The 14,051-nt window shown below is 56.3% G+C and carries 15 protein-coding genes; 8 read left to right on the top strand and 7 right to left on the bottom strand.

The window, feature by feature from the left end; genetic code table 11:
* Positions 1 to 11 precede the first annotated feature (11 nt).
* The 4 genes from ACZ5EH_RS15475 to ACZ5EH_RS15460 all read left to right on the top strand — a co-directional run bounded on the left by ACZ5EH_RS15475 (position 12) and on the right by ACZ5EH_RS15460 (position 4,016).
* A complete protein-coding gene (locus ACZ5EH_RS15475) occupies positions 12 to 1,031 on the top strand; it encodes a branched-chain amino acid ABC transporter permease (RefSeq protein WP_464274775.1) in 1,020 nt (339 codons plus the stop codon).
* Positions 1,028 to 1,756, top strand: coding sequence for an ABC transporter ATP-binding protein (locus tag ACZ5EH_RS15470; RefSeq protein ID WP_464274774.1), 729 nt, complete (start codon positions 1,028 to 1,030; stop codon positions 1,754 to 1,756). Before ACZ5EH_RS15475 ends, ACZ5EH_RS15470 begins: the two co-directional genes overlap by 4 nt.
* Positions 1,743 to 2,453: an ABC transporter ATP-binding protein gene (locus tag ACZ5EH_RS15465; protein WP_464274773.1), complete on the top strand. Its 711-nt coding sequence runs from the start codon at positions 1,743 to 1,745 to the stop codon at positions 2,451 to 2,453. Before ACZ5EH_RS15470 ends, ACZ5EH_RS15465 begins: the two co-directional genes overlap by 14 nt.
* A gap of 105 nt (positions 2,454 to 2,558) precedes the next feature.
* Positions 2,559 to 4,016 (top strand): IS1182 family transposase, encoded by a 1,458-nt coding sequence (locus tag ACZ5EH_RS15460; RefSeq protein WP_464274772.1) that lies wholly within the window; start codon positions 2,559 to 2,561, stop codon positions 4,014 to 4,016.
* Here the strand turns inward: ACZ5EH_RS15460 and ACZ5EH_RS15455 are convergent.
* Complete coding sequence (locus tag ACZ5EH_RS15455; RefSeq protein WP_464274771.1) at positions 3,953 to 4,474, bottom strand: hypothetical protein; 522 nt, start codon at positions 4,472 to 4,474, stop codon at positions 3,953 to 3,955. The genes ACZ5EH_RS15460 and ACZ5EH_RS15455 overlap by 64 nt on opposite strands.
* 361 nt (positions 4,475 to 4,835) lie before the next feature.
* Here ACZ5EH_RS15455 and ACZ5EH_RS15450 point away from each other — a divergent pair, with 361 nt between their 5' ends.
* The 3 genes from ACZ5EH_RS15450 (at position 4,836) to ACZ5EH_RS15440 (ending at position 9,895) form a co-directional block, all read left to right on the top strand.
* Positions 4,836 to 7,580 (top strand): molybdopterin-dependent aldehyde oxidoreductase, encoded by a 2,745-nt coding sequence (locus ACZ5EH_RS15450; protein WP_464274770.1) that lies wholly within the window; start codon positions 4,836 to 4,838, stop codon positions 7,578 to 7,580.
* A 107-nt stretch (positions 7,581 to 7,687) separates the two neighbouring features.
* A complete protein-coding gene (locus tag ACZ5EH_RS15445) occupies positions 7,688 to 8,851 on the top strand; it encodes an iron-containing alcohol dehydrogenase (RefSeq protein ID WP_464274769.1) in 1,164 nt (387 codons plus the stop codon).
* 342 nt (positions 8,852 to 9,193) lie between these two features.
* Entirely contained in the window at positions 9,194 to 9,895 is a 702-nt protein-coding gene (locus ACZ5EH_RS15440; RefSeq protein ID WP_464274768.1) for an Mpv17/PMP22 family protein, read from the top strand.
* A gap of 765 nt (positions 9,896 to 10,660) precedes the next feature.
* On the opposite strand, the gene ACZ5EH_RS15435 is transcribed toward ACZ5EH_RS15440, so the two are convergent.
* On the bottom strand, positions 10,661 to 10,873 hold the full coding sequence (locus ACZ5EH_RS15435) for a hypothetical protein (protein WP_464274767.1): 213 nt from the start codon (positions 10,871 to 10,873) through the stop codon (positions 10,661 to 10,663).
* 97 nt (positions 10,874 to 10,970) lie between these two features.
* On the opposite strand from ACZ5EH_RS15435, the gene ACZ5EH_RS15430 reads away from it, so the two are divergent.
* Positions 10,971 to 11,189, top strand: coding sequence for a hypothetical protein (locus ACZ5EH_RS15430; protein WP_464274766.1), 219 nt, complete (start codon positions 10,971 to 10,973; stop codon positions 11,187 to 11,189).
* Positions 11,190 to 11,373: 184 nt separating this feature from the next.
* Here ACZ5EH_RS15430 and ACZ5EH_RS15425 read toward each other — a convergent pair whose 3' ends face one another.
* The 5 genes from ACZ5EH_RS15425 to ACZ5EH_RS15405 form a co-directional block, all read right to left on the bottom strand.
* Entirely contained in the window at positions 11,374 to 11,571 is a 198-nt protein-coding gene (locus ACZ5EH_RS15425; protein WP_464274765.1) for a hypothetical protein, read from the bottom strand.
* The gene (locus tag ACZ5EH_RS15420) at positions 11,564 to 11,977 is read right to left on the bottom strand and encodes a Mor transcription activator family protein (RefSeq protein ID WP_464274764.1); all 414 of its coding nucleotides are present in this window, start codon (positions 11,975 to 11,977) and stop codon (positions 11,564 to 11,566) included. The genes ACZ5EH_RS15425 and ACZ5EH_RS15420 overlap by 8 nt, the downstream gene beginning before the upstream one ends.
* Positions 11,974 to 12,423: a gp16 family protein gene (locus ACZ5EH_RS15415; RefSeq protein ID WP_464274763.1), complete on the bottom strand. Its 450-nt coding sequence runs from the start codon at positions 12,421 to 12,423 to the stop codon at positions 11,974 to 11,976. The genes ACZ5EH_RS15420 and ACZ5EH_RS15415 overlap by 4 nt, the downstream gene beginning before the upstream one ends.
* Positions 12,424 to 12,476: 53 nt before the next feature.
* A complete protein-coding gene (locus ACZ5EH_RS15410) occupies positions 12,477 to 13,172 on the bottom strand; it encodes a phage protease (protein ID WP_464274762.1) in 696 nt (231 codons plus the stop codon).
* A 77-nt stretch (positions 13,173 to 13,249) separates the two neighbouring features.
* Entirely contained in the window at positions 13,250 to 13,840 is a 591-nt protein-coding gene (locus ACZ5EH_RS15405) for a hypothetical protein (RefSeq protein WP_464274761.1), read from the bottom strand.
* Positions 13,841 to 14,051: the final 211 nt, after the last annotated feature.

Below are 14,051 nucleotides of genomic sequence, written 5' to 3'. Positions count from 1 at the left end.
GCGAGCGACACATGACCCAACAGGATTTCAAACGATACAGTCTTATAGCCGTCACGGTGGCGGCCTTCGCCCTGCCCCTTGTGGTGCGCAGCGCGACATACCTGCATATTCTCATCATCCTCTATCTTTACGCCTACATGACCACCACTTGGAACCTTGTTGGCGGTTTTGCCGGCGTACTGCCTCTCGGGCACGCAGTTTTTGTAGGCATCGGCGCCTATGCATCCACCGTGCTCTGGCTGCAATACGGCATCAGCCCCTGGATAGGTATGCTGGTGGGAGGGGTGATAGCGGGCGCCATTGGCTTTTTGATTGGCAAGCCCACCTTGAAGATGCGCGGCGCGTACTTTGCCCTCTCTACCATGGCGTTTGTGGAAGGTTTCCGCGTCATGGTGGAAAACATTGATATGCTCGGCCCCTTGAAGTTGAATGGTCCGCGAGGCTTGAACATCCCCCCTATTGGTCAGGATGGTGGAAATCTCTGGGCATTCCAGTTCGCAAGCAAGGAGCCCTACTACTACATCATCCTCATCATGTTGATTGCCGTAGTATTCCTTACCTATGTCATCTCTCGTTCCAAAATGGGGTACTATCTCAAATCCGGTGGGGAAGAGCCCGAAGCGGCTCAGGCACTTGGAATCAATGTTGCGCGATACAAGGTGCTGGCCATGGTGCTTTCTTCAATGCTCACCGCATTCGCAGGCACATTCCTGGCGCAGCTCACCCTGTTCATCTATCCAAAGAGCGTTCTGACTTTGGATCTCTCTTTTGAGCTGGCCTTTATCGCCCTCATAGGTGGACGAGGCTCCATTGCAGGGCCGATCATTGGCGCGCTGCTGTTGCGCCCTGTCACTGAATTCAGTCGCATATACTTTTCAGCGACCTTGCCTGGGCTCCACCTCATCATCCTTGGCCTGGTGCTCATCGTCGTCATGTTATATCAGCCTCGTGGCCTTACAGAACCGCTCACCAAACTCTTCAACCGCATTGTCAATCGCTTCACCACTGCGGCACAGGAGGAGCAACAATGAGCAGCATGCTCCAAGTACAAAACCTTACCATGCGTTTCGGCGGTCTCATTGCCGTAAACGACCTGAGCCTGGATATAGACCGGGGGCAAATTCTGGGGCTGATCGGCCCCAATGGCGCCGGCAAATCAACCGCTTTTAACTGTGTTGCCGGACATTATGCCCCCACTTCCGGAAAAATCATCTTTGACGGTGAGGATGTAACCGGGCAAAAGTCCTGGGATCTTTGCAAAAAAGGTCTTGCACGCACCTTCCAGATCGTAAAACCGTTCCAGTCCATGAACGTATTGGACAACGTCACTGTCGGCGCATTTGCTCTGACAGACAAACGGGCTACGGCGCAAAACAAGGCCATGGAAGTTTTAGATTTGCTGGGTATGGCTGACAAACGTGACGCCATGCCCGGTGCGCTAACCATCGCAGACCGTAAACGTCTGGAAATTGCCCGTGCGCTGGCAACAGGCCCTAAATTGCTGCTTCTGGATGAAGTAATGGCCGGCCTGCGCCCCACAGAGGTGGACGAGGTCATCGAGATCATCAAAAATCTCCGTAAGACTGGCGTAACCATCTTCGTCATCGAACACATCATGCGCGCCATCATGGCTCTTTCTGATGAGATCGTGGTCATCCACTTCGGTCAGAAAATCTGCCGCGGCAAACCGGAACAGGTCGCCAGTGACGAGAATGTAATCAAGGCGTACCTGGGAGAAGATTATGGCACTGCTTGAAATCAACAATATCAACGTGTCCTACGGCGATGTGCAGGTGCTTTATGGCCTGGATATCTCGGTGGAAGAAGGCGAAGTGGTTTCAATCATCGGTGGCAATGGCGCAGGAAAATCCACCATGCTGAAGACCATTTCCGGACTCCTGAAGCCCTCTTTCGGCACAATCACCTTTGCAGGAAAGGCTGTCCACTCGCTCCCTCCGGAGGATGTGGTCAATACCGGACTGATACAGGTGCCGGAAGGCAGGCGGCTTTTCTCCCTTATGACCGTAAAGGACAACCTTCTTGCCGGCGCGCACAACAAGCAGGCATACGCCAAGCGTGAACAAACATTGAAAGAGGTGTACGCCCTGTTTCCGCGTCTTGAAGAGCGCCAAGGGCAGGCGGCAATGACGCTTTCTGGCGGTGAGCAACAAATGGTGGCTATTGGTCGCGGGCTCATGGCCTGCCCAAAACTTTTGATGCTGGATGAACCCTCCCTTGGCCTGGCTCCCATCCTGATAGCGGAAATTTTTCGCACCATCCGCATGATCGCCAACAAGGGGCTCACCGTTTTGTTGGTCGAGCAGGATGTAAAGCACTCACTGAGCCTTTCCGATCGCGGCTATGTATTGGAGCACGGCCGCATCGTCATGGGCAGTCCTGCTTCGGAACTTCTGGAAAGTCCGTACATAAGAGAGGCATATTTGGGAATTTAAAGTACTTCTCTTCTCTCCTGAAATACAAAAGGCCGGGCTTATTTACCCGGCCCAGAATGCTGACAAATCCTCGCCAATCGGCGAGGGTTTTCTTATACTATCTTCATGCTAAAGCCGCCCAAAAATCAGCAGGTGAAAATGGAGTTTGTTTCGATCAACGAACTTGTCCCCATGAATCATCTGCTTCGCAAAATTGCCAAGGTTATTGATTTCTCCTTTATTCATGAGCTCACCAAGGATTTGTATTGCGAGGGCAATGGCCGTCCGGCCATTGAACCGGTGGTGCTCTTCAAAATGCTATTCATCGGCTATCTGTTTGGCATCCGCAGCGAGCGTCAGCTTGTCAAGGAAATCCAGGTCAATGTTGCCTATCGCTGGTTCCTTGGCCTGGGATTGCAGGACAAAGTGCCCGATGCCAGCACCATCAGCCAAAACCGGCGGCGCAGATTTAACGACACCAGCGTTGCCCAGGACATTTTTGACGGTATAGTGTTCCAGGCCATGAAAAAGAGGCTTGTCGGCGGACACACGCTTTACACCGATTCCACCCACCTGAAAGCCAACGCCAACAAGCATAAATTTACGGAAAAGCTCGTTGCCCAAAGCACGAAGTCATACTTGGGCGAACTTGAAGACGCCGTGGAGGAAGACAGGCGCAGGCATGGAAAGAAACCGCTGAAGCAGGACAACCGCGAAGCGGGGTCCAAGCGGATCAAGCAGAGCACAACCGATCCGGACAGCGGGTACATGGTACGCGAGGGCAAGCCTAAGGGCTTCTTTTACTTGGATCATCGCACTGTGGACAGCCGACACAACATTATCACCGACAGTTACGTAACTCCGGCCTCGGTGCATGACAGCATGCCCTATCTCGATCGGCTGGACCGACAAATCAACCGCTTCGGCTTTGCTGTGAAGCACGTCGGCCTCGATGCAGGATATTTCACCTCACACATTTGCAAGACGCTGGAAGAAAAGCATATTTATGGTGTCATTGGCTATCGTCGTCCCACTCGTCGCAAAGGGATGCTCCCCAAACGCGCCTTTGAATACCTGCCGGACAAGGACTGCTATCTTTGCCCCGAAGGCCAGGAGCTTCACTACTCCACCACCAACCGCGAAGGATATCGTCTCTATGACTCGTTACCAAAGGTTTGCCGCCGCTGTCCGTTACTGAAAGAGTGCACAACAAACCGGAATTGCAAGAAAACAGTGACACGCCATGTGTGGCGGGAATACGTGGATACGGTGGATGCGCACCGGCTCACGGAATTCGGAAAAAGAATCTATGCTCGCCGGAAAGAGACCGTAGAGCGCAGCTTTGCCGACGCCAAACAACTGCACGGGCATCGCTATGCTCGGTTCTGCGGCCTGGCTAAGGTCCAGGTTCAAAGCCTGCTTTCCGCCACATGTCAAAACATGAAGAAAATGGCCTTGCTGCTGGCCCCTTTGGAGCTGTCATACAAATATTTGCAGCCCAAATGCCTGTACTTTCTTCCTCAGTCTCTCTGTCTCGTTCGATTGGGGCCGATCGAGCCAACATCCCAGCTGGCAGCGGCCTGAAAAGAAATCGGTTCATAAAAACAAACCCCACTTTGCAAAAAGCGGGGTTTGTCAATGAGCTGGCCATTGCTGTCTGTCAGAATGATGCAATTGCTGGTGGGGTGAATGTTCTCCAGCAGCTCCTGCATCACGGGCTTGGCAGTGGAAAGCAAAAACTCGTTGCGTTTAAGAATGTTGTTCAACTCTTCGGCGCTGAGACGTACGGAAGGCAGCCCCGTATACGGGGCGCCGGCGGCTGACGAGCGCTTCCAGGACCGGATGATATGGGGCCTGATGTGGGTGAACTGGCCGACTATTCCTTCATGAAACTGTTTACGGGCATCATATATCTTTTGCCAGAACAAGGTCTGTGGGCCGCCCGGGGCGACAAAGTTACTGTAAAAGTCAGAGTGCTCACGGAACTCCTGAAGTGTATCATCAGGAGGATTGCAATTATTGGTGGGTAATGGTGTCTGCATGCTTCACTCCATTCACTTCATTATAGTGAACAATATCACAAGCGACAGAATAGCACCGTATACATCGTAATTTGTACGCCAGCGTACACTCTCAAAGAAGCTCACACAAGCCACCTGCCCTCCTTCAAGTAAGGGCACCTAATCCCGACGCCACGACTTTGGGCTGATCCCGCGCAGACAGTCGCATTGTATGCCGCAGACAGCTGACACGATCTTTACATGTTTCGTGACATGTAAAGGGGCAATTAACATGTAAATACAGGCGTAAATTATCTATTTCATCCATAATTTCAGACATATATTGATGTGCAACGTGTTGGCATGTCGCTTGCCTACAGACGAATAAAAACAGGAGCGAGCCATGAGTTCAACGTTGCAGAAAAGGTTGTTCATCAATGGGGTGGAGACGCTTGTTTTCGCCCCGGCAAAATCCACTTTAGCTGAAGTGCTCAGAGAGCAGCTGCACCTGACCGGCACTAAGGTCGGTTGCGGACAGGGGCAGTGCGGCGCCTGTTCCGTGATTCTGAACGGCAAGGTTGTCAGGTCCTGCATCACCAAGATGAGCCGGGTTCCTGAGGAGTCCTATGTCACCACGATCGAAGGCATTGGTGCGCCGGGCAACCTGCATCCTCTGCAAAAAGCCTGGGCCCTGTATGGCGCGGCGCAATGCGGGTTCTGCTCGCCGGGATTCATCGTCTCGGCCAAGGGGCTCCTGGACGAGAACGACACCCCCACGCGCACCGATGTCAGGAACTGGTTCCAGAAACACCGCAATGCCTGCCGCTGTACCGGCTACAAGCCGCTTGTGGACGCGGTGATGGCCGCTGCCGAGGTCCTTCGCGGCGATGCGCCGGAAGAGAGCCTGGAGTTCAAGATGCCCGAAGACGGGCGTATCTGGGGCTCCAAGTACCCCCGCCCCACTGCCGAGGCCAAGGTCACCGGCACGCTGGACTACGGCGCGGACCTGGGCCTGAAGCTGCCTGACGACACACTGTGTCTCGCCTTGGTGCAGGCCGAGGTGAACCACGCCAATATCCTCAGCATCGATACGTCCAAGGCGGAGACAATGCCCGGCGTGCACGCCGTGCTGACAGCCAAGGACGTGAAGGGCAAAAACCGCATTTTCGGTCTGGTTCAAAGCCCGTACCACAAAGGTGACGGCTGGGAACGCCCCATCATCAGCGATACCAAGGTGTTCCAATATGGCGATGTCCTGGCTGTGGTATGCGCCTCGACCTATGAAGAGGCCAATGCGGCGGCCAAGGAAGTGGCCGTGGAGCTGGAGATGCTGCCTGCATACATGAGTGCGCCTGAAGCCATGGCGGACGACGCCATAGAGATCCATCCCGGCACGCCCAACGTGTACTTCACGCAGCCGCTGATCAAAGGCGATGAAACCGCCCCCATATTTGAACGCGACGACGTGGTGGTGGCGCAGGGTGATTTTGTCACCAGCCGGCAGCCGCACATGCCCATCGAACCGGATGTCTCGTTCGGGTATATGGGCGAAGACGAACTGCTGCACATCCACAGCAAGTCCATTGCCGTGCACCTGCACGCCTTCATGATCGCCGAAGGCATCGGGCTGACGCCTGACAAGATCGCCATGGCCTCCAACCCCATGGGCGGCACCTTCGGCTACAAGCTGAGCCCCACTTCCGAAGCCCTGGTTGGCGCCGCCGTGCTGGTCACCGGAAGGCCCTGCTTCCTGCGCTACAACTACCACCAGCAGATGACCTACACGGGCAAGCGCTCCCCGTTCCACATCAGCGCGCGCATGGCTGCGGACAAGAGCACCGGGCGCATCCTGGCCCTGGAGCATGATTATGCGGTGGATCACGGGCCCTACTGCGAGATGGCCAGCGTGCTGACTGGACGCGGCATCCAGTTCATCGGCGCGGGCTACGACATTCCGAGCATCCGCGGCATGGGCCGCACCGTCTGTACAAACCACGCCTGGGGCGCAGCATTCCGCGGCTTCGGCGGGGTCCAGTCGTACTTTGTCGGGGAAACCCTGGTGGAAGATCTGGCTGAGGCCCTTGGCCAGGACCCCTTGGAGTTCCGTTACGCCAACTGCTACCGCGAGGGCTCCACAACGCCCACCGGCGCAACGCCGGACGTCATTGCGCTGCCGCAACTGCTCGATGCGCTGCGCCCGAAGTACAAGGAGGCCAAGTCGCGCACCGCCAGGAACTCCACCGAAGAGATCAAGAAAGGCGTAGGCATTGCCGTGGGCGTCTACGGCGCCGGCGCGGACGGCATGGATACGGCCGAGGTCTTTATCCAGTACGACCCGGACAACGGCGTGACCCTGGGGTGCTCGTGGGAGGACCATGGCCAGGGCGCGGACATCGGCGCCGTGGGCACGACGCACGAGGCCCTGCGGCCCATGGGCGTTCCCGTGGAAAAGATCCGCTTCAGCTGGCCGGATTCTTCAAAGCAACCCCCGGCAGGGCCGGCCGGCGCGTCGCGCTCCCAGGTGGTTGTGGGCGGTGCATTGCGCGCCGCATGCACTGCCATGCTGGAGACGCTGAAGAAGGCCGACGGCGGCTTCATGACCTATGACGAAGCCGTGGCCGCCGAAAAGCCCACGCGTTTCGAAGGCACCTACTCCTCACAGGGCAGCGTCTGCGATCCGGAAACCGGCCTTGGCGATCCTTTCGTGAACTGCATGTACACGATCTACATGGCCGAAGTCTCGGTGGAAGTCGCCACCGGCAAGGTCAAGGTGGACAGGGTTTCCTGCGTTGCGGACCTCGGCTCCATCAACAACCGGCTGGCTGTGGACGGACAGATATACGGCTGCATCGCCCAGGGCATCGGCCTGGCCCTGAGCGAGGACTTCGAAGACATCAAGAAGCACTCCACCATGATCGGCGGGGGTTTTCCCTACATCGAAAGCATCCCGGACGACATGGAGATCGAGTACTTCGAAAACAACCTGCGCGAGCATGGCCCCTTTGGCGCTTCCGGCGCCGGCGAAGGCCCCATGGTCAACCCGCACATGTCGGTCATCAATGCCATTCATGACGCATGTGGCGCCCGGATATACCGGCTGCCGGCAACTCCGGAACGAGTGTTGGAAGCCATCCGTAATGCGCAATGATGCTGCGCTGCCGTTCCTGAATAAAGCTGTAGCCTTCAAAGACAACTGTTGTGGATGGCATCTTGCGATGCCAGAGAACGCAATCGTGTAACACAAAGAGGCGAGCTATGATTACTGCGTTTCAATTGGCCAAGATTATCTTCACCGGCGCTGGCGCACTGGAAAAGGTGCCTGAGACGATCAAGATGCAGGGGTTGGAAAAACCGCTGATCGTGACGGACAAAGGCGTCGTCAAAGTTGGCCTGGCGAAAAAGGTGGAAGATATCCTGACCGCTGCCGGCATCCCCTTCGCCCTGTATGACGAGACCGTGCCGAACCCCCATGAAAAGAATGCCGAGGATTCCTTCGCCCTCTACAAAAAAGAAGGTTGCGACTGCCTGATCGGTCTTGGCGGCGGCAGCTCCATGGATGCGGCCAAGGCGTGCGGCATCCTGGCCACCAACGGCGGCCCCTTGGGCAACTTCCGCGGCATGGGGCTCCTCAAGGCCGACCTTCCTTTCTACATCGCCATCCCCACCACCGCGGGCACGGGTTCCGAGTCCACCTGCGCCGCGGTCATCACCAACACCCAGGAGGATCACCACTGGAAGATGGTTATCCTGGATGGCCGTCTGCTGCCCTCCGTCGCCATCATCGATCCGCTGCTGATGACCGGCCTGCCCCCGGCAATCACGGCTTCCACCGGCATGGACGCCATGACGCACGCCATCGAAGCGTACATCTCCATCGGCGCCATGGAGTACAGCAACGCCATGGCCCTTGGCGCCATCGAGCTGATCTTCAAGTACCTGCGCCGCGCCGTGGGCAATGGCAACGACATCGAAGCGCGCGAGAAGATGGCTTACGCCCAGACCATGGCCGGCATCGCGTTCAGCAACGGCGGCCTGGGCCTGGTCCACTCCATGGCGCACCCTCTGAGCGCGTTCTTCAACTTCCCCCACGGTTTCGCCAACGCCGTGTGTCTGCCTACGGTGCTGGAATACAACAAGATCGTATGTCGCGAAAAGATGGCCACCATCGCCAGGCTCAGCGGTATGAGCGACCTTGGCCCCTATCCCGAGGATGCGGCTATCCAGGCCGTGCAGCGCCTCAATGACGACATCGGCATCCCGAGGACCATCACCGGTGTTGCAGCACAGATCGGCGCGACGGTCGATAGCAAGGATATCGAAGCCATGTCCAAGGACGCCCTTGAAGAGGTCTCGACCATCACCACGCCAAGGGTGCCCTCGTTCAACGATGTCGTGGGCCTGTACAACAAATGCTGGTAGCCGCCAGAAGAGGGTGACGGCTTCTTGGGGAGAGGAGCATGCCATATGTGCTTCTCTCCCCCCACGCAAGAGCAGCCACCCACGCATTGTGCAGCGTGCCGGGCTGAGGCTTCGTCAATACCCTGGGACAATGGAGGCCGCTTCGCCTTCCCGGTTTCTCCACCGGAGCCACGCCCTTCGCACCTGTCGCGGCGGCTGCTTATGTTGAGGGCTCCTACTCCGGAAGCGCGTCGTGTCTGATCATTCCGTTCCAGGAAAAAGAACATTGCTCGCACATGATGGGCCTGAGCCCACGCCACGATCCAGCAACAGAGCAATGTCAAAGGCATCAGGGTGAGAAAAATGAAAAGTTCCGATGGAATAGCTATCGTGGGCATTGCCCTGGCTCTGGCGCTGTTCACTGTTCTTCCCGACAATGTCGCGGCCGTGAATGAGTTCGCGCAAGCGCACGGCTTTTTCATGAGTTTTCTCAAGTTCGCAATACTGGGCACCCTCGGCGAGATGGTGGCCCTCAGGATCACCACTGGGAAATACCTCCAACCAGGTTTCGGCGTGCTGCCGAGAGTTCTGATGTGGGGCGTCATCGGCCTGCTCATCCACACGGCCTTTACGGTGTACGCCTCGGGCACGCCGGTGTTCCTCGAACAGGCCGGGTTCTCCGTCGCTCCCGATGATCTGATCAACGGCAGTTTTCTGGTTCGCCTGGGGCTGGCCTTCAGCATAAGCACGCTGATGAATATCCTGTTCGCCCCCCTGTTCATGATGGCTCACGCCGTGGTTTCCATGCACATCGAAAAGACCGGCGGCACGTTGCGCGGCCTGTTCTCGCCGCTGCCTGTCAGCCACCTGCTGGATGAAATTGACTGGAACATGTTGTGGGGTTTTGTTTTCAGAAAAACCATTCCGTTCTTCTGGATCCCCGCCCACACGGTGACATTCATGCTCCCTCCGGAACTCCGGGTGCTGTTCGCTGCCGCCCTGGGTGTTGTGCTCGGTGTGATTCTGGCCTTCGCGAGTTTGAAAAGCGTGCCGGCGACAACCTAAGCCCGCACGCGTGCGCTGGGCATAGGACATCGGCAGCGCTTCCATCGAGAGTTTTTGGGAGTGTCAGAACCTCACCAGGTTGGCGGGCGTCGAACTTGAGGTACTCTGTCATTCGCAATAAAGCGGTTTGCAGGTCAGTATGGCCTGCAAGCCGCTTGAATATATGTGTCTCAGCGGTTCCGACTACTTTGTTAAATTCTTTATATGCAGACCAGAATGCAACAAAGAAGACCAGCTTCTGACCAGATTTCATCCACCTTAGTCCTGCCGCCGAACCGACCGAGTAATCGGAATCACTTCTCTTTCTTATTGTGCCTCTTGGTATTAATGCACGATACTCACAGGTCTAACCATGCGACACTTATTTTTGCTGATAGAATGAGAGAGCAGACAACCCCAAAACCGAGACGAAAGGCGAGGCCACCTGGGTTATGACCGAAACAGTTTCTGATTGCCGCAGTTACTTTGCTACCCAGTTGCTACCCTGCAAAGAATAAAAGAAGAGGATTTATGCGGAAGTGTTCGCATAATGAGAATTAGCGATATATTTGGCAGGGAGTTGCAGGATACTTGGCAGTGATCCGGGATATAGCGGGATTAAGTGGAATATAATGGGATAAAATGACGTTGCATTAGCATGCAGTGCCTTCGCAGTTCATGAGCGAACAAGACGAGGACGGAGGTACGTCCTGCGGCCGCCTCCACCTCATAACTGATGGATGGTACAAACTGTAGCCATTGCCAAACGCATCCTTGAAACGTGGCCTACCGAAACGCAGGAAGAAGCTGGATAACCGGGACTCCCCAACACGAGCCGTCGGGATTCTTCCCGGCGACCAAACCGCAGATGAACAAGTGGGCGACCGCGAGCATGGTGTCTGAATCGGTGGCTTCATCCATCAGCCCCAGTTCGCGGGCCGTCCGCAGCAACGCTTGGGCCTTCTCCATGCACTCCTCGGATGTCATTTGCTTGTTCACGCCGCTTCCCCCTTGCGTTGCGTCTTCTTGTCCATCATGCGAAGATTATGCTCCTGCTCCACTTATGAGCACCACCCTATGTCCTGCGGACGGGAAGATGATCGCGATTTCTTTTGCTTGTTTCATGCTCTGGACGATTGTCGAAGGATTAGTTGCGACGGGCCTAAACCCGATTGGGACAGCTATGGGACACGGCTTCCTCGTCGGGTTGGTCGTCCAGGCTTTTCTCGCTTTGCATGCTTTTGTGATGAATATCCGTCAGGTCTTCTGGCCGAGGTGCGGTCATCCTGACGAATATTGTTCGGCCGACCGTTGATAGCCGTTCCGCTAGTCCTTTCTTGGCTTGGTACTTCAATGACGTAGGCGGGTGGTGGGGCCCCCTCCCGCTTGCGCGGCAACCCCACATAGCGCTCCGGCGCTCATCACGCCGTGCTACGGCCGGGGGAGTATCACCGTGTCACACCCGCCTATCCCCATATTTACGATGAGGGGAGTGAAGGTCAATTCGTATCGACTTGACGCTTGAGCTCCTGGATAAGGATCGCGCGGACACCGCCTTTACCGAGGTCGAATTCTTCGGCCAACTCGGCAACGCTGGCTCCTTCTTTAGAACGCTTCAATACAAGTTGGTCACGCAGCTCGCGCGCCCGGTCATCCTCTGGGGTGACTTCAGAAGAAATGGAAGGTTGGCTATGCATTAGCCTGCTTAGGCTCTGAGCTTTGGCGAGCGTTCGCACGAGCTTTCTTCAGCACGTTGCACACATGACGCTCCGTGACCCGTACCTGCAGGGCTATTGCGTTGAGAGAAAGGCCCTTTGCCCGAAGACGGATGATTTCGCGGTTTCGTACAGCCGCATGGGTTTTCTTTGCAACAGGGATGTTGCGGAGGCGATCCCCTCCATAGATTTCCACGATGCGGAGTGCGTTTTCTTGCCCCAATTCTCGGGCAAGTTCGTTGTCATCTTCGATTGTTTTGGGAATGTAGAGAGACGTCGAACCGCCCCACCGGCTCATCAGCTTAAGCACTGCCTCCAAGCTAATGCCGGTTTCCAGCATAAGATTTTGCATGGACTTGGGCAGATCATTGTACGAGATATTGTTCAACGCCTTTTCCTTCCCTTCCTTCGTGCGTCCGAGCTCAAGGCCGCGATGACCGCTTGAAGCTGCTCGGGGCTGGCCCATTCGATTTTTTCCGGTCCACCTTGGCGCTTCAGAATACCGAGCGCATATGACCAGGGAACGTAGCGCTCTTCGCGTTTTCCCTTGTCGGCAAGTAGCGCCTCGATCTTGCGCAGGAGAGGCCCACGGGATGTGCTGAGAAGGTTGTGCGGCTGTCCTGGGTGTGGTTTGCCCCGTTTGGGCTTGAAGCCGCATCTTTCAAGATGTGCCAGGACAGCGCGACGGCCGGGGCCGTCCAGCTTTGCTGCTGACTCGACTCCGGCCGTCTCGTGGAGGATTGCCCTGTACGTTGCATCGTCCAGTCCAAGCTGCTTCTTGGCCAAATGGATTTTTGCCAATTCCCTGCGCCGTGCGTCTCGTGCCTGGTTCATACTATGACCTCCATCATAGTTGAATACTGAAGCCGTTCAGAGGGGCAACCCTATTACCCACGATATTTCAGATAATCCTCCGGGTCGGTCCCGAAGAGCCGGCAGATTTCCCTTTCTTCGGCCGTGATGGCAGCTCCAGGCATACCCTTCTGCTCAAGAGAGCCGTGATGTATGCCTTCCCCGATCTGGGAATTCTTTGTGCGGAGATATTCTTCGGGGTCGTTTCCGAATATGCGGCAGATTTCCAGCTCGTCTTCCGAGAGGGCCGCGCCGTGAGCCGTCTGCACGTTCGGGCCGTGATGATATTGATTGAGGGCGGTCATTTTCAGGTTGGGTTGATTCGTCAGCCCCGCCGAAACGAGCTTCTGAATACGCTGGCCGCTCTTGCTATACAGAAAGACAGGACTCAGGAAGCGATACTCCTTCCGGGCGATTTGTCCGATTGCCTTTGAAGTCCATTCAACCCGCCCCCACAGTGCGCCGTCACGTATTTCAAGCTCTGTGATCCATCCGGCAGCGGGAGCGTCCAGGCCATTGGGAGCCCTGTGCTCCGATGCATGCTCCCAATCGATGGGCAGTGGCCCATTATGCTGGTGAAAAGCGTGCAGCACGGCCGTGGCCTCTGCCGGGCCGAAGGCCCAAGCCCTGCCATCGCGCCCCGTCACCGCAGGCCCCGGGGGAAGTAGCTCGACCCACTCGGGCGCTTGAAGGGGGAGCTCGATATTGTTCAATGATGCTCGCACGTCCATTTGCTCTGTCTCCTTTTTGACCAGGCCGGCGTCTGGATGTCAGCACGCCGGCCTGAGTTCCTTGGTTTGAAAAAAGTTCACTGCCAGCTTTCGAGTCTCAACTTGAATTGGTGCTTGGTTTCCGGAAGGAGCCGAGTGACGAAGCCGCTCGTATGTTGAAGGTGTTCGCGAGACAAGCCGCTATCGTGCGCAGCCTTTTGCAGCGTGTCGTACCACGCTTGATCGGCCTCAAAGATGTTCATGAGAACGGTCTTGACGGCTGTAAAGAAAGGCTCTCTGGCCTTCGCGCCAGCCTCGTGCAGAGCGTCCCGAATGGCGTTGTCAGTTTCCTCGATCTTGTTTTTGGTTCGGGGAATGGCCTCCGTCTTCATGGTGGCCACGATCTCTTTGACCTCTTCCATTTCCTGCTCGATCTCCCGAACCTTTTTGCGCAGGGGAAGAACATCGTCGCCATCGGCTATGCCCTGCGAGACTTCCCGAAGAATGGCCTGCTTGCGCATGGGCAGCTCACTGGACAGTTGCCTCTCGTAGTTGTCCAGCTGCTTGTTGAGGCGCTCCAGTTGGTTTTGCAGCTCTGTCCGCTTCGCCACGACCGGCAGGACGGTCTCTGCGAATTGCTCACGGATAGCCGGGTACATGCCCTGAACGAACTCGTTGCCGAACTCCATTATGAATCTCCTATGCGTTTAATACCCGTTTAATCGCTTCCCAGATCGCCGAAGCGGGCCTTTCCCGACCCTCGGCCCATCCGCGTTATTTTCAAGTGCCCAGAAGGCTTTCTGTGCATTCCCGGTTGACAGGAAAGCGGGTGCTTTCTCGTTGGATAATGGGCGTGCGCGACACGGTGATGAATCTCCCGGCCGTAGCACGAGCGCAAAT

The organism is Desulfovibrio biadhensis, from assembly GCF_055388615.1.
The sequence above is the reverse complement of the archived record's forward strand: the minus strand, read 5'-3'. Positions and strand labels throughout refer to the sequence as shown.